The sequence below is a fragment of the Streptomyces sp. NPDC029292 genome (assembly GCF_055569295.1).
The window spans coordinates 13,215-29,330 of sequence record NZ_JBVHXR010000024.1 but is presented as its reverse complement, the minus strand read 5'-3'; the positions used below and the strand labels follow the sequence as shown (position 1 = coordinate 29,330).

The window sequence follows — 16,116 nt, the reverse complement described above, 5'->3', positions numbered from 1 at the left end:
GGCGACGGGTGGGAGCTCACTGCTGGGATGCCTTCTGGTCGGGGGCCTGGGCCTGGATCGCCGTGATGGCGACGGTGTTGACGATGTCCTGGACGAGCGCGCCGCGGGACAGGTCGTTGACCGGCTTGCGCAGGCCCTGCAGGACCGGGCCGACGGCGATCGCGCCGGCCGAGCGCTGCACGGCCTTGTAGGTGTTGTTGCCGGTGTTGAGGTCCGGGAAGATCAGCACGGACGCCTGCCCGGCGACCTCCGAGTCCGGCAGCTTGGTCGCCGCGACGGTCGGCTCGACGGCGGCGTCGTACTGGATCGGCCCCTCGATCTTCAGGTCGTCGCGCCGCAGCCGCACCAGGTCCGTCGCCTCGCGCACCTTGTCGACGTCGGCACCCGAACCGGACGTACCCGTCGAGTACGACAGCATCGCGATCCGCGGCTCGACGCCGAACTGCTCGGCGGTGGTGGCCGACTGGATGGCGATGTCGCAGAGCTGCTCGGCGTTCGGGTCCGGGTTGACCGCGCAGTCGCCGTACACGAGGACCTTGTCGGCGAGGCACATGAAGAAGACGGACGACACGATCTTCGCGTCCGGCTTGGCCCTCCCGTCTCCCACCACCGCCCTACCCGACGCGCTTCGCGCGGCCCCCCTTGTTCCAATGATCTCGAAGGCGGGCCGGATGGTGGCGGCCGTGGAGTGGACCGTCCCCGACACCATGCCGTCGGCGAGACCCTCCTGGACCATCAGCGTCCCGAAGTAGTTCACGTCCGCGACGACGTCGTACGCCAGCTCCACCGTCACGCCCTTGTGGGCGCGCAGCTGCGCGTACTTCTCGGCGAAGGAGTCCCGCAGCTCGGAGCTCTGCGGGTCGATGAGCTGGGTGGCGCCGAGGTCGATGCCGAGGTCGGCGGCCTTCTTGCGGATCTGGTCGACCGGCCCGAGCAGCGTCAGATCGCACACGCCCCGGCGCAGCAGCACCTCCGCGGCGTGCAGCACCCGCTCCTCGGTGCCCTCGGGCAGCACGACGCGGCGCTTGTCGGAGCGGGCCTGCTCCAGGAGCTTGTGCTCGAACATCATCGGCGTGAGCCGGTCGCTGCTCGGCGCCGAGACCCGCTTGAGCAGGTCGCCGGTGTCCACGTACCGCTCGAAGAGGCCGAGCGCGGTCTCCGCCTTGCGGGGTGTGGCCGCGTTCAACTTCCCTTCCAGGGAGAAGAGCTGGGCCGCGGTGGGGAAGGAGGTCCCGGCCACCGAGACGACCGGGGTGCCGGGCGCGAGCCGGGCCGCGAGGGTGAGGATCTCGTCGGTGGGCCGCTCGTCGAGGGTGAGCAGCACACCGGCTATGGGCGGGGTGCCCGCACTGTGCGCGGCGAGCGAGCCGACGACGAGGTCGGCGCGGTCGCCGGGGGTCACGACGAGACAGCCGGGCGTCAGGGCGTTGAGGAAGTTCGGCAGCATCGCACCGCCGAAGACGAAGTCGAGCGCGTCACGGGCGAGCCCCGCGTCGTCGCCGAGGAGCACCTTGCCGCCCAGGGCGGCGGTGATCTGCGCGACCGTCGGCGCGGAGAGCGCGGGCTCGTCCGGAAGGACGTAACAGGGCACGGGCAGCCGGGTGTCGAGCCGCTCGTGGATCTCCGCGCGATCGCCCGGGGCCACCCGGTTCACGACCATGGCGAGGACGTCGCACCCCAGCCCGTCGTACGCGCGGTAGGCGTTGCGGGTCTCGGCGCGCACGGACTCCGCGGTCTGCTTGCGGCCGCCGACGACCGGAATGACGGAAGCGGCGAACTCATTCGCCAGCCGGGCGTTGAGCGCCAGCTCGTCGGGAAGCTGGGTGGCGGCGAAGTCCGTACCGAGGACGAGGACGACGTCATAGTCCCGCGCGACACGGTGGAACCGGTCGACGAGGGTGGACACCAGCTCGTCCGTCCCCTGCTCCGCCTGGAGCGCGGACGCCTCGTGGTAGTCCATGCCGTACACCGTCGCCGGGTCCTGGGCCAGCCGGTAGCGGGCGCGCAGCAGCTCGAAGAGCCGGTCGGGACCGTCGTGGACGAGCGGACGGAACACCCCCACCCGGTCGACCTGGCGGGTCAGGAGTTCCATGATCCCCAGCTCGACGACCTGGCGGCCGTCACCTCGGTCGATCCCGGTCACGTACACGCTGCGCGTCACGCGTGCTCTCCATCCGTTTCGTCGCTGGGTGGGCCGGTTCTGCGGGTGGTTTTTCGGGGCTCGGAAAAATAGCCCACTAAGGTGAGCAGAACCCTCTTGACAATACCTCTGCGGGTAGCTAGGGCGCCCGCCAGGGGAAACGTCCTGGTGGGGCGGGCGGAAGCGACGGTGCCCCGTCGGCCGTGAAACAATCGGACCGGCTCACACGAACCAGCAGCGAGCAGGAGACACAGCACGATGCGTATCGGAGTTCTCACCGCAGGCGGCGACTGCCCGGGCCTGAACGCAGTGATCCGGTCGGTCGTGCACCGAGCGGTCACCAACTTCGGGGACGAGGTCATCGGCTTCGAGGACGGCTACGCGGGCCTGCTCGACGGTCACTACCGCACCCTCGACCTCAACGCGGTCAGCGGCATCCTCGCCCGCGGCGGCACCATCCTCGGCTCCTCGCGCCTGCAGCGCGACCGGCTCCGCGAGGCCTGCGAGAACGCGCAGGACATGGCCCGCGAGTTCGGCATCGACGTGCTGATCCCGATCGGTGGCGAGGGCACGCTGACGGCGGCGCGCATGCTGTCGGACGCGGGCCTGCCGGTCGTCGGCGTCCCGAAGACGATCGACAACGACATCTCCTCGACGGACCGCACCTTCGGCTTCGACACCGCGGTGGGCGTGGCCACGGAGGCGATGGACCGCCTGAAGACCACGGCGGAATCCCACCAGCGCGTGATGGTCGTGGAGGTCATGGGCCGCCACGCGGGCTGGATCGCCCTGGAGTCCGGCATGGCCGCCGGCGCCCACGGCATCTGCCTGCCCGAGCGCCCCTTCGACCCGGCCGACCTGGTGAAGATGGTCGAGGAGCGCTTCGCCCGCGGCAAGAAGTTCGCCGTCGTCTGCGTCGCCGAGGGCGCCCACCCCGCCGAGGGCACCATGGACTACGGCCACGGCGAGATCGACCAGTTCGGGCACGAGCGCTTCCCGGGCATCGGCACGGCGCTGGCGTACGAGCTGGAGCGCCGCCTCGGCAAGGAGGCCAAGCCGGTCATTCTCGGTCACATCCAGCGCGGCGGCACGCCCACGGCGTACGACCGGGTACTGGCGACGAGGTTCGGCTGGCACGCCGTCGAGGCCGCGCACCGCGGCGACTTCGGCAGGATGACCGCACTGCGCGGCACGGACGTCATGATGGTGCCGCTGCACGAGGCGGTCACCGAGCTGAAGACGGTGCCGAAGGACCGGATGGACGAGGCGGAGTCGGTGTTCTGAGGCGGAGTCCGTCTTCCAGGCCTCTTCGAGACCTCAGTACGTGGTCCTTTGGACCATCGACCAGAAGTGATCGACGATCCGCTCGAGGAAGTTCCGGCCCGACTCGCTGGAGTCGGCGGCGGCCGAACCGCCGCCCCAGCTCAGCGAGGCGACCATCTGCCCCTGGTAGTCCGTGTGCATCTCCTCCAGGACGTCCTCCAGGAGGTGCCGGTCCAGGGGCACCATCTTCCCGACCGGACGTACGTACGCCTGCCAGCGCGTCGTCATCGCGCTGCGCAGCAGCTCCGCGAGTTTGTCGTCGCGCCCCGTCACCGTGATGAAGTCGGGCAGCGAGAGGTCGAGGACCTCGGCGAGCGCGGACGACTGCCGTTCGTTGCCGCGCCAGGCGCCGGACTCCTCCATCCGCTGGTACGCGAGGAGTTCGAGTCCGACGGCGCGCGCGACGTCCTCCGGGGCGAGCCCGCGCGCGATGCGGTGCTCGCGCAGGGTGCGGGGCGCGCCGATGAGCTCACCCGGCGAGCACCACAGCACGCCCGCGAGCGCGGTGAGTTCGGGACTGCTCGGAGTGGTGATCCCGCGCTCCCAGGCGGCGACGAGATCGGGCGTGACATACGGCAGCCCGTACGAGGCTCTCATCCCGTACGCGACATGCTCGGGCCCCATGCCGAGTGCAGCCCGCAGTCTGCGGGCGGCCTGGGCGTTGAAGGGCGGGGTGGGCTGATGGGCCTGCGGTTGGTGCACGCGCACAAAGTATGGGTTCGGGACAGCGGTGACTACGGTCCGTTCGGCCACAATTACGGATTGTAGGAACATACGGTTTCGGCCGTGGGGCTTCGTTCGTGGGTGTGGGGGCGGCCAGGGGGGTGGCCGGTGGGGCGACCGGTGGGCGACCCCTGGCCGGTTCAGTCGGGTCGGTCGGGTCAGCCCGTGTAGCCCGCCAGCGCCTCGGTGAAGGCGTACGTCGTCTGGTCGATGCCGCTGCACTCGTCCGCCTCGGCGTCATCGGCGCAGACGCGGTCGCGGTTCACGGACCAGACGGAGACCCGCGCGAGATGGCGCTTCTCCGCGTACGCCACCATCGCCTTGAAGCCGGACACGGTCACCTTCTCACCGTCCGAGTCGGTCACGCCGTTCATGGTCGAGAACCCGGCCCTGCGATAGGCGGCGCCCGCCGAGATCCCGTACGCGTCGGCGATCACGTCCTTGAGGCCCTTCACCGCGGACTTGGTGGCCGCCACCATGTCGGTCTCACCCTGCTCGAAGTCGAACGGCATGACGGTCCACCCGTCGACGCCCAGGTTCTTGGCGGCGGCGCGCTGGATCAGGTCCGTGCCGATCGTGCCCGGCCCCTCGGGCCCGGTGCCGAAGGTGACGTACACCTTGAGGCCGGGGTTCTTCGCCTTGACGGTCTTCAGGGCGCTGACGACCCGCCCCCGGAGGGTGGCGCTGGTGAACTCGGTCGACTCGAGGTCGATGTCGATGGAGCCGAGGTCGTACGCGTCGATGACCTTCTGGTACGCGGCGGCGAGCTTCGCGGCCGAGGTGCACTTCGCGCCGAGCTTGCTGCCGCCCGCGCCCCCGAACGACACGGTGACGTCGCCGCCGGCCTTCCGGATGGCCTTGATCGCGGCCGCGTCGGCCCCACCGGTGAGCCCGCGCTCGCCGTCCCACTTCGGGGTGCAGGTGCCGTCCGAGAGGATGAAGGCCAGGGTGAACTGGGTCGTGCCGGTGGCGGACATGACCTTGGTGGGGGAGGGGGCGTCGCCCCAGCCGAGGTAGAGGTAGGGGCCGTTGAGACCGCTGGGGAGGGTGGCGGTCGTGGTCTTGATCGCGGTCGTGGTGGTCGCTGCGAGGCCTTCGGGGGTCGCGATGAACCAGAGGCCGGCTGCGGCAAGGGCGGTGGCGGTGGTCATGGCGGTGGTTGTGGCGGCGAGGGGTCTGTGACTCATGCGGGTAAAAGCTAGTTAAACGGCATGGTCACACCAAGGTTTGGATCATGAGTTCCTTCTCAGGTGGGTGAGAAGTGGGTGAGGGGGGGTTGGGGGCGGGGCTAGAGGAGGTGGTCGGCTTTTCCGGCCTTGATGTCTTGGATGAGGGTGCGGAGGGCTTCGCGGGTGTCGGTGAGGTAGTGGTCTTCCTGGCCGGCGATGGCTATGTAGGCGTTGCCGGTGGGGTCGGTGCCTATGCGGAAGCAGTTGGCTCCTTCACCGCAGAAGGGCTCTTCCCAGGTGATGACGGGCACGGGTTCTCCTAGAGGTCGTCGGCGAGGGTGCGGATGAAGTCCTGTGAGGCTGTGGGGGCGAGCGCGACGGACTCGGCCGCGTCGAGCTGGGCCCGGTACTTGCGGAGTTGTGTCTCAGTGTCGACGAACTCTGGGCCGTGTGTGCTGTCGAGCTCCACGGTGTCTAGGCGGGGCACGGTCGACTCGGCGTAGACGACGGACTGTCCGGCGCCGGGGAAGCCGCCCGCCTTGAACGGGATGACGCGCACGGTCACGGTCTCGCGCTCGGACACCCGCAGCAGGTGCTCCAACTGCCGCCGTGCGACGGCCGGTCCGCCGAACTCCATGCGCAGGGCGGCCTCGTGGAGGATCACGTCGAGGTCCGGGGGCTCCGGCCGGTCGAGCACTTGCTGCCGGTCGACCCGGTGGGCCAGGCGTGCATCGACATCGGGGGCGGGCAGGGGTGGGATCACGGCTTCGAAGACGGCGCGGGCGTGTTCCTCGGTCTGGATCAGCCCCGGCAGGTGCACGGTGACCGCGATCCGTAGCCGCCTGGCGTGCCACTCCATCTCGGCGATGTCCAGGAAGCCGTCTGGGAGTTGGCCCCGGTAAGCCTCCCACCAGCCCTTGTCGCGGCCGGTGACCATGGCGGCCAGTGCCTCGACGAATTCCTCGTCCTCGCAGCCATAGTTGCTCGCAAGGGCGCGTACGCGGTCGGCGCTGATGCCGGAGCGGCCCGACTCCATGTTCGGCACGTTCGTGCGGGGCACGCTCAGCAGGCCGGCGGCGTACCCCGTGGTCATCCCGGCCGCGGTGCGCATTTTGCGCAACTCCGCGCCCAGTCGCCGTTGACGCTCCGTCGGTGTACTCCTCGGCGGCATGCGCCCCCTCCCGTTCAACCGTGTGGCGGGGTCAGTCTGCCGGTGTGGTGCGCCCTCGGTCCACCGGGGACTTCCGCGATGAGTAGTACGTGTACTCCGCGCATGCTCTACAGTCAGTGACAAGTCGCTTACAGCCCGGCGTCGTTCGGAAGCGCATCGCGCGAGCCTGCCCGCGTTCTCCTTCCCTGGGAGGTGCGGGCTCGCGCCAGGGAGACAGGCCACTGGCCGGGTCGTTGTGTGCAGGTCAAGTCCGGTGTCTAACAAGGGAGTTCGTCATGTCCGCATTGGTGGCCGTCTCGGCCTGTCCCATCTCGACCGGCGGAGTGGAGACACCGCCGTCGCCGTCTCCGGACTCGCTCGCGTACAGCTTCACGTTGCCCGCCGGGGCGGCGAGTTCGCGGGTGGCTCGGGCGGCGACCCGGGTCGTTCTCCAGGCGCACGGGCTGGAGGACATGACGGAGGCGGCGGTGCAGGTCGTGGCTGAACTGGCCGCCTGTGCTTGCCGGTTCACGCCGGACGCCTCGGTGTACGTGTCGCTGCGTTTTCGGGAAGGGGCGCTGCGGGTGATCCTCTACGACGGGCATCCCCGGCACAGTCATCCTCGGCTGGCGGCGGCTTGCGATGCGCGGAGGCGGGCGGCACTGCGGGTGCTCGCCTGCGTGGTGCGGGTGTGTGACGGGGAGTGGGGGTTCGGGGAGGCCCGGGAGCCGGGGGGTGGGACGCGGATGTGGGCGGTGTTGCCTTGGCGGGGGGCTCGGGAGTTTGCGGGGGTGGGGGCTGGGAGGGGGTGACGCGGGAGGTGGGGTGGCGGTTATTGCTGCTCCTCGGCCCAGGCCCGTACCTGCTGGCTCCAAGCCGTCGACGCCTACACCCGGGCCGGCGAAACCGCCGAAGCCGACCGGGCCCGCACTCAGGCCGACGAGCAGCAATAACCACCACCCGAACCCTCACCCCTTAACCGCCCCACCCAAAGCAAACCCCCCACCCACCCGCCTCGCCACCAGCACATAAAGCAAAATCACCGGTGTCGAGTAAATGATCGAAAAGGCGGCCAGCTCCCCGTACACCACGGTCCCCCGATTCCCGAAGAACTCATTGATGCTCACGCTGGCCGGCATCTGATCCGGCGTAAGCAGCAGCATGAACGGCACGAAGAAGTTCCCCCACATCATCACGAACGAGAACACCGTCACCACCGCCACCCCCGGCCCCATCAGCGGCAGCACGATCCGTACCAGGGACTGGAGTGACGACGCCCCGTCCGTCCAGGCCGCCTCCTCCAGTTCCTTCGGTACGCCGTCCATGAAGTTCTTCATCAGCCAAATGGCGAACGGCAGTTGGGAAGCCGCGAAGAAGAAGATCGTGCCCTGCACGGTGTCGATCAGGTTCACCTGCACGAACAATGCGTACACCGGCACCATGATCGCCGTGATCGGCAGACTCGTCGCGAAGAGAATCGTCAGCAGGAACGGCCGGTTCAGCCGCGACCGGAACCGCGAGAGCGGATACGCCGCGAGCGTCGCGCACACCACCGTCAGCAGCGTTCCGCCCCCGCACAGGATCAGGCTGTTGAGCAGCGGTGTGAAGGTGATGTCCGGCTTCAGGACCGCGTCGAAGTTGCCCAGTGTCAGACCGTCCGGGGCCTTCACCCGCAGATCCGCGTGCGCGTCCAGCGACGACAGGACCAGCCATGCCAGCGGCAGCACGAACGCTGCCGCCACGACCAGAAGCCCCGCATCCGCTGCCAACCGCCGCCCCGTACGGCGGGACTTGAGACTCCTGCGTCCCGCCATCTCAGACCTCCGTCCGCAGCAGCCGCATGTACACCACCGAGAACAGGGAACCGACCACCAGCAGCAACAAGGCCACCGCGGTCCCGTACCCGATCATGCTTTTCTGGAAGGCCTGTTCGTACATGAAGAGGGGGAGGGTCTGGCTGCGATTTCCCGGGCCGCCTCGTGTCATCACCCAGATCAGGCCGAAGACGGACAGCGTTTGCAGCGTGTTCAGCATCAGGTTCGTGCCGATCGAGCGGCGGATCATCGGCAGCGTGATGTGCCACATGCAGCGCCAGCCCCCCGCCCCGTCCACCTCCGCCGCCTCCGTGATCTCCTTCGGGATCTCGTTCAGTGCCGCCGAGTAGACCAGCATCGAGAAGGCCGTCCCCCGCCAGACGTTCGCGAACGACACCGCCAGGATCGGAAGTGTGAACATCCAGTTCTGGGAGGGGAGATGGAGCCAGTCGAGGATGGCGTTCAGTGTCCCCTCGCGGCGGAAGAAGGCGTACAGCAGGAATCCCGCGACGACCTCCGGGAGGACCCACGCCGTGATCACGATCCCGCCGACCAGCGTGCGGACCGGCTTCGACGCGCGCTGCATCAGTGAAGCCAGCGCCAGGCCCAGCGTGTTCTGGCCGACCAGTGACGACAGAACCGTGAACACCAGCGTCAGCCAGACCGCGTTCAGGAACGCGTCGTCCTTGAACGCCGCCCGGAAGTTGTCGAAGCCGACGAAGGACGAGTGGGCCTGGCCCGTCAGCTGCAGGTCCGTGAAGGCGATGTACGCGCAGTAGGCGATCGGGCCCGCGAGGAAGAGGAGCAGCAGAACCACGGCCGGAGTGACCGGCAGCGCGCGGGCCAGGGAGCGACGCACCCCTCCCCGGCGCCGGGGGGCGTCTTTCGTCACCGCGGAGCGGACCGGGGGCGCCGCCGTCCCCGTACCCACACTCACTTCTTGATCACTTGGTTGTCGGTGGCCGTCTTCAGCTCCTCGTCATAGCCGCTCGCCGCCTTCTCGACCGAGCTGTCGCCCGTCGTCACGCCCTCCATGGCCTCCTGGATGGCGGTCGAGACCTTCGGGTACGCCGGGTACGCGGGCCGGTAGTGCGTGCTCGCGACCAGGTCCGTGAAGAACTTGATGCCGGGCTGGGCCTTCACGTACGCGGGGTCGGCGGCGACGTCCTTCCGGACCGCGATACCGGAGTTGGCGATGTACCACTTCTGGGCGTTCGCCTTCGTCTGCATCGTCTCGATGAACTTGAAGGCCAGGTCCGGGTTGGACGCCTTGGAAGGAATCGACCAGGTCCAGCCGCCGGACATGCTCACCTTGCCGGGGGCCTGGCCGTGCTGCGTGGGCATGTAGGCGAGGCCGAGCTTTTGCGACCACTCCGGCCATTCGTGGCCCGAGCCCTTCAGCCAGTCCTGCGGGAGCCAGCTGCCGTCGAGGTTGATGCCGAGCTTGCCCTTGGGGAGGAGTTCGCCGCGGACCCTCGTCTGGATGTTGGGGTCGAGGGCGTCGGAGACGTCGAGGCCGAGCTTCTCCTTGTAGACCGTCTCCACGAAGGTGAGGGCGTCCTTGAAGCCCTGGCTTCCCGCGATCCACTTCTTGGTGGCGGTGTCGTACAGGGGGTCCGCGGTCCCGTCACCCGTCCCGTACAGCAGCATTTCGAAGCCCTGCATGGTGGCGGCCTCGCCGGCGGGCTTGCCCGTGTACACGTTGAGAGGGGCGACGCCGGGGACCTTGTCCTTGATCGTGCGGGCGGCGGCCAGCACGTCGTCCCATGTCTTCGGCTGCCAGTCACTCGGCAGGCCCGCCTTCTCGAAGATGCCCTTGTCGAACCAGAGCCCCCGGGTGTCCGTCCCGTCCGGAACGCCGTACGTCTTCCCGTCCTGCGCCTTGGCTGCCGTCTTGGCCGTGTCGATGAACTGGTCCCAGTCCGCCCACTTGTCGAGGTAGGCGTCGAGGGGCTTCAAGTACCCGCTGGTGATGTCCGAGTTGATGAGGAACGTGTCCTCGTAGACCAGATCGGGGGCCGTCTTCGGCGACCGCAGCATCTGCTGGAGCTTCGTGTAGTACTCGGAGTCCGCGGCTTTGATCGGGACGAGCTCTACCTTCTTGCCGGGGTTCGCTTTCTCGAACTGCTTCTTCATCTCACTCAGGTAGATGTCCGGCACCCGGATCGCGTTGTCGGTCGACTGCTTAAAGGCGACCTTCACGGTGTCCGGATCGCTGCCGGATCCCGATCCACATGCGGTGAGAGTCGTGGCGGTGAGCAGCGTTGCGAGGAGAAGTGGGGCGGCGGTGGGGCGCACGGGCACGACCTCCTACTGGCCGACGTCGTTGGTGGCCGAGTTTGTCTGCCCGGTGAACCTAAGAGCGTGGAGGATGTCAGGTCAATGACCTTGCAGAGGCTTGGTGAAGGGGGAGTGACGTGGCGGAACAGCGCACCGGCGAGGGGCAGTTGCTGCTCGCGGAGTATCAGAGCGTCAAGGACCAGCAGAAGGCGCGGATCGGGTTCCGGGACAATTTGCTGTATGTGACGCTGGCGGTCGTGGCCGCTGTGGTCGCGGCGGCCGCGCAGGCAAAGTAGACATCCATGCTGCTGGCGCTGCCGCCCGTGTGCGTCGTCCTCGGGTGGACCTACCTGGTCAACGACGAGAAGATCTCCGCGATCGGGGCGTACGTCCGGGGCGAGTTGGCGCCGCGGCTGGCTGAACTCGCCGGTATCGAGGGTGCGTTCGGGTGGGAGGCGGCTCACCAGGGCGATGCGCGGAGGGTGTCGCGCAAGGTCATCCAGTGCGGGGTCGATCTGCTCGCGTTCTGCGTCGTACCGCTCGCCGGTCTCGTCGTGCACTGGGGCGGTGGCCAGGCCGCCGGGCCGGGGCTGCTCGTGCTGTCGGTGGCCGAGGCGCCGGCGGTCGTGGCGCTGGGCGTGCAGGTCGTGGCGTACTCGCAACCTTTCGGGGCAGCTGTAGGTCCACCTGATGTGAGTTGAAGCTGAAAGGGAAGGTGAACGGGCGGGCCGTCATCCTGCCCAATGGCTGACCTCGCCTCCGCGGCGTCAGCCCTTCACCCACCGGTACTGCAACTCCGGCCGCCCCACCTGCCCGTACTGCGGAGCGCGCGCCGCCCGCCCCGAGTCCACCAGGTGCTCCAGGTACCGCCGGGCCGTGATCCGGGAGATGCCGACCGCCTCGGCGACCCCGGCCGCCGTCAGGCCGTCGGCGCAGTCGCGGAGGGCGACGGTGACGCGTTCGAGGGTCGGTGCGCTCAGCCCCTTGGGGAGCGCGGCCGGGCCCGGGGCGCGGAGGGTGGCCAGGGCGCGGTCCACCTCGTCCTGGCCGCTCGCCTCGCCCACCGCCGCGTGGAACTCGGCGTACCGGATGAGCCGGTCGCGGAGGGTGGCGAAGGTGAAGGGCTTCAGGACGTACTGGACGACGCCGAGCGAGACCCCTTCCCGTACCACCGCGAGGTCCCGCGCCGACGTCACCGCGATCACGTCCGCGTGATAGCCGGCGGCCCGCAGCGAGCGGGCGAGCTGCAGGCCGTGCACGTCCGGCAGGTGCAGGTCGAGCAGCAGCAGGTCCACCGGCGTACGGTCCAGCGCGCGGCGCGCCTCCGCACCGGTGTGGGCCTTGCCGACCGCGGTGAAGCCCGGCACGCGGCCGACGTACATGACATGCGCGTCGGCGGCGACCGGGTCGTCCTCGACGACGAGTACGCGGATGGGGTCGGTCATACGTCGCCTCCAGGCAAGGCGGGCTCAGTGGGCTCGGACTGAGTGGGCTCGGACTGAGTGGGCTCGGGCTCGGCAACGGTTGCCTCCGCGGTCCCCGGCGCCGAGGCAACCGTAGGCAACGGCAACCGCGCCTCGAACTCCGCCCCGCCCCCGGCGGCCTCCCGCATCGTCAGTACACCCTCGTGACGGCTCACGGCCTGCCGTACGAGGGCCAGGCCCAGGCCCCGCCCGCCGGGGCCCGCCGGTTTCGTGGACCAGCCGCGCTGGAAGACCTGCTCGGCGTGGGCCGGGTCCACCCCGGCGCCGGTGTCGGCGACCCTCAGCACCAGCACGGAGTCGTCCGTGAACGCGGTGACGGTGACCCGTGCGCCCACCGTCCCCTGCGCCGCGTCCATCGCGTTGTCGATCAGGTTGCCCAGCACGGTGACCAGGTCACGGGCGGACAGGGAGGCCGGGAGCAGTCCGTCGTCGATGGCGCTGTCGGGGGACACCACCAGCTCCACGCCCCGCTCGTTGGCCTGCGCGGCCTTGCCGAGCAGTAGCGCGGCGAGGACCGGTTCGCTGACCGCGGAGACGATCTCGTCGGTGAGGGTCTGCGCCAGTTCCAGCTCCGCCGTGGCGAAGTCGACCGCCTCGTCGGCGCGGCCCAGTTCGATGAGCGACACGACCGTGTGGAGGCGGTTCGCGGCCTCGTGCGCCTGCGAGCGCAGCGCCTGTGTGAAGCCACGCTCCGAGTTCAACTCGCCCATCAGGGACTGGAGCTCGGTCACATCGCGCAGGGTGACGACCGTGCCGCGACGCTCGCCGCCGGAGACGGGGGAGGTGTTCACGACCAGGACGCGGGACTCCGTCAGGTGCACCTCGTCCACCCGCGGCTCCGCCGAAAGGAGCGCGCCCGTCAGCGGCGCGGGCAGTCCGAGTTCGGCGACGGAACGGCCGACCACCTCGTCCGTCACTCCCAGCAACTCCCGCCCGCCGTCATTGATCAGCGCCACCCGGAACTGCCCGTCGAGCATCAGCAGCCCTTCGCGTACGGCGTGCAGCGCGGCCTCGTGGTAGTCGTGCATCCGGCTGAGCTCGGCCGCGTTCATGCCGTGGGTGGAGCGGCGCAGCCGCGCGTTGATGACGTACGTGCCGATGCCGCCCAGGGCGAGGGCGCCCGCCGCGACCCCGACGACGGTGGTGACCTGGTCCTGGACGCGTTTGGTGATCGCCTCGACCTTGATGCCCGCGCTGACCAGGCCGACGATCTCGCCCTTGTCGCGGATCGGGGTGACGGCGCGTACGGACGGGCCGAGGGTGCCCGTGTACGTCTCGGTGAAGGTCTCCCCGTTCAGCGCCGGGCCGATGCGGCCGAGGAAGTGCTTGCCTATCAGCGTCTTGTCGGGGTGGGTCCAGCGGATGCCCTGCGGATTCATGATCGTCACGAAGTCGACGCCGGTGTCCTGCTGCACCTGGAGGGCGTACGGCTGGAGGGTCTTCGTGGGGTTGGTGGTGCGGATCGCCTCGCGCACGGAGGGGGCGTCCGCGATCGAACGGGCGACGGCCGTGGCCTGGCGGCCCGCCGCGTCATCGGCCTGGCTGCGGTCGCTGACGTAGGTGAAGAGCGCGTACCCGGCGACGAGGACCGCGATCAGCACGGCCTGCATGCCGAAGAGCTGGCCGGCCAGGCTGCGGGGTCTTGGGACGCGGGGGAAGCGCATGCAATCAGTCTGCCTCTACGTATAAGTGTGAACTAAATGAACGGAAGGGTGACCGCCCTCACAAGCCGGGAGATAGTCACCGCATCCCCCCGGGAGCGCCGCCTCCCGGATCCCCGGGAGTGCCGCCTCCCGATTCCCCCGGTCGTGAGCCGCACGCCGGGTTCCGCCGGTCGTGAGCCGCACGCCGGAATGATGCCGACGACGTCGTCAAGGAGGGCAGCCGTGGCCAGCACAACGGCACCTGCCGCACCCGCCAAGCGGGACCGCACCCACTATCTCTACATCGCCGTGATCATCGCGGTGGCTCTCGGCATCGCCGTCGGGTTCGCCGCGCCGGACTTCGCCGTGGAGCTCAAGCCGATCGGTACCGGCTTCGTGAGCCTGATCAAGATGATGATCTCGCCGATCATCTTCTGCACGATCGTGCTCGGCGTCGGCTCGGTACGGAAGGCCGCCCAGGTCGGCAAGGTCGGCGGGCTCGCGCTCGGCTACTTCATCGCCATGTCCTTCGTGGCGCTGGCCATCGGCCTGGTCGTCGGCAACATCATCCACCCGGGCAGCGGGATGCACCTGACCGAGGCCGTGAAGGGTGTCGGACACACCCAGGCCGAGGCCGCCGCCGAGGGGCCCGTCGACTTCCTGCTCGGGATCATCCCGACCACGTTCGTTTCGGCCTTCACCGAGGGCTCGGTGCTCCAGACGCTGCTCATCGCCCTGCTCGTGGGGTTCGCGCTGCAGGCCATGGGCCGTACCGGTGAGCCGGTGCTGCGCGGTGTCGAGCACATCCAGAAGCTCGTCTTCCGCGTCCTGGGCATGATCATGTGGGCCGCTCCCGTGGGTGCCTTCGGCGCCATGGCGGCCGTCATCGGCGAGACCGGCATGGACGCGCTGAAGGCGCTGGGCACGATCATGCTCGGCTTCTACGTCACCTGTTTCCTGTTCGTCGTCGTCATCCTGGGCACGCTGACGAAGCTGGTGGCCAAGGTCAGCCTCTTCCAGCTGCTGAAGTACCTCGGCCGGGAGTTCCTGCTGATCGTCTCCACCTCGTCGTCCGAGTCCGCGCTGCCGCGGCTCATCGCGAAGATGGAGCACCTGGGTGTCAGCCGCCCGGTCGTCGGCATCACCGTGCCGACCGGGTACTCCTTCAACCTCGACGGCACGATGATCTACCTGACCATGGCCTCGCTGTTCATCGCCGACGCGATGGACCAGCCGATGAGCATCGGCCAGCAGATCGGGCTGCTGCTCTTCATGATGATCGCCTCGAAGGGCGCGGCCGGCGTCTCCGGCTCCGGTATCGCGGTTCTCGCCAGCGGTCTGCAGTCGCACAAGCCCGCCCTGGTCGACGGCGTCGGCCTGATCATCGGCATCGACCGCTTCATGAGCGAGGCCCGCGCCGTCACCAACTTCGCGGGCAACGCCGTCGCCACGCTCCTCATCGGCACCTGGACCGGCGAGGTCGACAAGGAGCGGGTGAACGCCGTCCTGGCCGGCGAGCTGCCCTTCGACGAGAAGACGCTGCTGGACGACTCCGGCGAGGACGTCGCGACGGAGGTGCCCGAGCAGGGCGGTGAGAAGGAACTCGCCAAGGCGTAAGCGCTCCGCTGGGAGTGCGGTTCGGGAACTGCGGGGCGTTCGAAAGCCGCGGGTGGTACGTGGCTGGTCGCGCCCACGCGGCGGAGCCGCATGATGTCACCGTCCCGCGCCCCTTACCGGGCCCGCGCCCCTTACCGGGCCCGCGCCCCTTACCGGGCCCGCGCCCCTTACCGGGCGCCCTCCTGAACGGGGCGCGCCCCCCAAGACGCCGAGCGGCCAGGTCACTCCCCCGTAGGCCCGGCCGCTCGGTTCAATCGCTCAGCTTGGCCACCAGCTCGGTGGCACGAGAGGCGGGTACGCCCGTCGCGGTCAGCAGGGTGACCGCGGCGGAGCGGCCCGCCTCTTCGGCTGCCAGCAGGCCGTCGTTCACCGCCTCCATGAGGGCGAACAGCAGCTGCTCGTGCACGTAGGCGAGCGCGGGCGCGGGCAGCGGGGACTCGAACACACCTTGGTCCAGGCCCCGTTGGAGCACCTCCGCGCAGGCGGGGAGCACGGAGAAGGCCGCGCAGCTGAAGGCGCAGGCCGGCCAACTCGCCTACGGCGCACGGCAGATCGCCGTGCTGCTGCCGGGAAAGGGGCGTACGGCTCCGGACGAGCCGGAGACAACGGCCGAGGAATCCGAGCTGACCGGCACCGCGGCGCGCTGGCCGTCCCCGGAACCGCGACCCTCGGGCCACCGTCTCGTAGAACATGCACTACCGTGGGGGGGGGGGGGGGGCGGGGGGGGGGGGGGGGGTGTTGGGGGGGGGGGGGGGGGGGGGAGGGGGGGGGGA

The 16,116-nt window shown here is 69.4% G+C and carries 13 protein-coding genes and 2 pseudogenes; 4 read left to right on the top strand and 11 right to left on the bottom strand.

Translation table 11 applies throughout. The annotated features are described in order from the left end of the window. Nucleotides 1–16: 16 nt before the first annotated feature. Nucleotides 17–2,161, bottom strand: a complete 2,145-nt coding sequence (gene pta, locus ACZ4WS_RS39025; protein WP_467987825.1) for a phosphate acetyltransferase — start codon at nucleotides 2,159–2,161, stop codon at nucleotides 17–19. A gap of 237 nt (nucleotides 2,162–2,398) precedes the next feature. Between pta and ACZ4WS_RS39020 the strand changes: the two genes are divergently transcribed. Continuing rightward, nucleotides 2,399–3,424 (top strand): ATP-dependent 6-phosphofructokinase, encoded by a 1,026-nt coding sequence (locus ACZ4WS_RS39020; protein WP_467987823.1) that lies wholly within the window; start codon nucleotides 2,399–2,401, stop codon nucleotides 3,422–3,424. 33 nt (nucleotides 3,425–3,457) lie between these two features. On the opposite strand, the gene ACZ4WS_RS39015 is transcribed toward ACZ4WS_RS39020, so the two are convergent. The 4 genes from ACZ4WS_RS39015 to ACZ4WS_RS39000 all read right to left on the bottom strand — a co-directional run bounded on the left by ACZ4WS_RS39015 (nucleotide 3,458) and on the right by ACZ4WS_RS39000 (nucleotide 6,526). Then, nucleotides 3,458–4,087, bottom strand: coding sequence for a helix-turn-helix domain-containing protein (locus ACZ4WS_RS39015; RefSeq protein WP_467987969.1), 630 nt, complete (start codon nucleotides 4,085–4,087; stop codon nucleotides 3,458–3,460). 257 nt (nucleotides 4,088–4,344) lie between these two features. Then, the gene (locus ACZ4WS_RS39010) at nucleotides 4,345–5,373 is read right to left on the bottom strand and encodes a glycoside hydrolase family 18 protein (RefSeq protein ID WP_467987822.1); all 1,029 of its coding nucleotides are present in this window, start codon (nucleotides 5,371–5,373) and stop codon (nucleotides 4,345–4,347) included. Nucleotides 5,374–5,474: 101 nt separating this feature from the next. After that, a complete protein-coding gene (locus ACZ4WS_RS39005) occupies nucleotides 5,475–5,666 on the bottom strand; it encodes a hypothetical protein (protein ID WP_467987821.1) in 192 nt (63 codons plus the stop codon). Nucleotides 5,667–5,674: 8 nt separating this feature from the next. Beyond that, nucleotides 5,675–6,526, bottom strand: a complete 852-nt coding sequence (locus ACZ4WS_RS39000; RefSeq protein ID WP_467987819.1) for a helix-turn-helix domain-containing protein — start codon at nucleotides 6,524–6,526, stop codon at nucleotides 5,675–5,677. 275 nt (nucleotides 6,527–6,801) lie between these two features. On the opposite strand from ACZ4WS_RS39000, the gene ACZ4WS_RS38995 reads away from it, so the two are divergent. After that, nucleotides 6,802–7,317, top strand: coding sequence for an ATP-binding protein (locus ACZ4WS_RS38995; protein ID WP_467987818.1), 516 nt, complete (start codon nucleotides 6,802–6,804; stop codon nucleotides 7,315–7,317). Nucleotides 7,318–7,473: 156 nt separating this feature from the next. Here the strand turns inward: ACZ4WS_RS38995 and ACZ4WS_RS38990 are convergent, their stop codons facing one another. From ACZ4WS_RS38990 to ACZ4WS_RS38980, 3 genes are read right to left on the bottom strand one after another with little or no spacing between them, the layout of a single operon-like run. Then, entirely contained in the window at nucleotides 7,474–8,319 is an 846-nt protein-coding gene (locus tag ACZ4WS_RS38990) for a carbohydrate ABC transporter permease (RefSeq protein WP_467987816.1), read from the bottom strand. A 1-nt stretch (nucleotide 8,320) separates the two neighbouring features. After that, on the bottom strand, nucleotides 8,321–9,211 hold the full coding sequence (locus tag ACZ4WS_RS38985) for a carbohydrate ABC transporter permease (protein ID WP_467987968.1): 891 nt from the start codon (nucleotides 9,209–9,211) through the stop codon (nucleotides 8,321–8,323). Between the two features lie 41 nt (nucleotides 9,212–9,252). After that, nucleotides 9,253–10,623: an extracellular solute-binding protein gene (locus ACZ4WS_RS38980; protein ID WP_467987814.1), complete on the bottom strand. Its 1,371-nt coding sequence runs from the start codon at nucleotides 10,621–10,623 to the stop codon at nucleotides 9,253–9,255. A gap of 113 nt (nucleotides 10,624–10,736) precedes the next feature. Between ACZ4WS_RS38980 and ACZ4WS_RS38975 the strand changes: the two are divergent. Further along, nucleotides 10,737–11,300, top strand: a pseudogene (locus ACZ4WS_RS38975) (hypothetical protein). 66 nt (nucleotides 11,301–11,366) lie between these two features. On the opposite strand, the gene ACZ4WS_RS38970 reads toward ACZ4WS_RS38975, so the two are convergent. Next, entirely contained in the window at nucleotides 11,367–12,044 is a 678-nt protein-coding gene (locus tag ACZ4WS_RS38970; RefSeq protein WP_467987812.1) for a response regulator, read from the bottom strand. Continuing rightward, nucleotides 12,041–13,747, bottom strand: coding sequence for an ATP-binding protein (locus ACZ4WS_RS38965; RefSeq protein WP_467987810.1), 1,707 nt, complete (start codon nucleotides 13,745–13,747; stop codon nucleotides 12,041–12,043). Before ACZ4WS_RS38965 ends, ACZ4WS_RS38970 begins: the two co-directional genes overlap by 4 nt. 189 nt (nucleotides 13,748–13,936) lie before the next feature. Between ACZ4WS_RS38965 and ACZ4WS_RS38960 the strand changes: the two genes are divergently transcribed. Continuing rightward, nucleotides 13,937–15,343 carry a cation:dicarboxylate symporter family transporter gene (locus tag ACZ4WS_RS38960; protein WP_467987967.1) on the top strand — a complete coding sequence of 469 codons (1,407 nt, stop codon included), beginning with the start codon at nucleotides 13,937–13,939 and terminating at the stop codon, nucleotides 15,341–15,343. A gap of 250 nt (nucleotides 15,344–15,593) precedes the next feature. On the opposite strand, the pseudogene ACZ4WS_RS38955 reads toward ACZ4WS_RS38960, so the two are convergent. Next, nucleotides 15,594–15,836 (bottom strand): annotated as a pseudogene (locus ACZ4WS_RS38955) (TetR/AcrR family transcriptional regulator); the annotation flags it as partial. Between the last annotated feature and the right edge of the window lie 280 nt (nucleotides 15,837–16,116).

Bases quoted from the DNA above. Each gene is read 5' to 3' on its own strand.
- ACZ4WS_RS39020 (WP_467987823.1), top strand. From the start codon at position 2,399: ATGCGTATCGGAGTTCTCACCGCAGGCGGCGACTGCCCGGGCCTGAAC.
- ACZ4WS_RS39015 (WP_467987969.1), bottom strand. From the start codon at position 4,087: ATGGGGCCCGAGCATGTCGCGTACGGGATGAGAGCCTCGTACGGGCTG.
- ACZ4WS_RS39010 (WP_467987822.1), bottom strand. From the start codon at position 5,373: ATGAGTCACAGACCCCTCGCCGCCACAACCACCGCCATGACCACCGCC.
- ACZ4WS_RS39000 (WP_467987819.1), bottom strand. From the start codon at position 6,526: ATGCCGCCGAGGAGTACACCGACGGAGCGTCAACGGCGACTGGGCGCG.
- ACZ4WS_RS38995 (WP_467987818.1), top strand. From the start codon at position 6,802: ATGTCCGCATTGGTGGCCGTCTCGGCCTGTCCCATCTCGACCGGCGGA.
- ACZ4WS_RS38990 (WP_467987816.1), bottom strand. From the start codon at position 8,319: ATGGCGGGACGCAGGAGTCTCAAGTCCCGCCGTACGGGGCGGCGGTTG.
- ACZ4WS_RS38970 (WP_467987812.1), bottom strand. From the start codon at position 12,044: ATGACCGACCCCATCCGCGTACTCGTCGTCGAGGACGACCCGGTCGCC.
- ACZ4WS_RS38965 (WP_467987810.1), bottom strand. From the start codon at position 13,747: ATGCGCTTCCCCCGCGTCCCAAGACCCCGCAGCCTGGCCGGCCAGCTC.
- ACZ4WS_RS38960 (WP_467987967.1), top strand. From the start codon at position 13,937: ATGATGCCGACGACGTCGTCAAGGAGGGCAGCCGTGGCCAGCACAACG.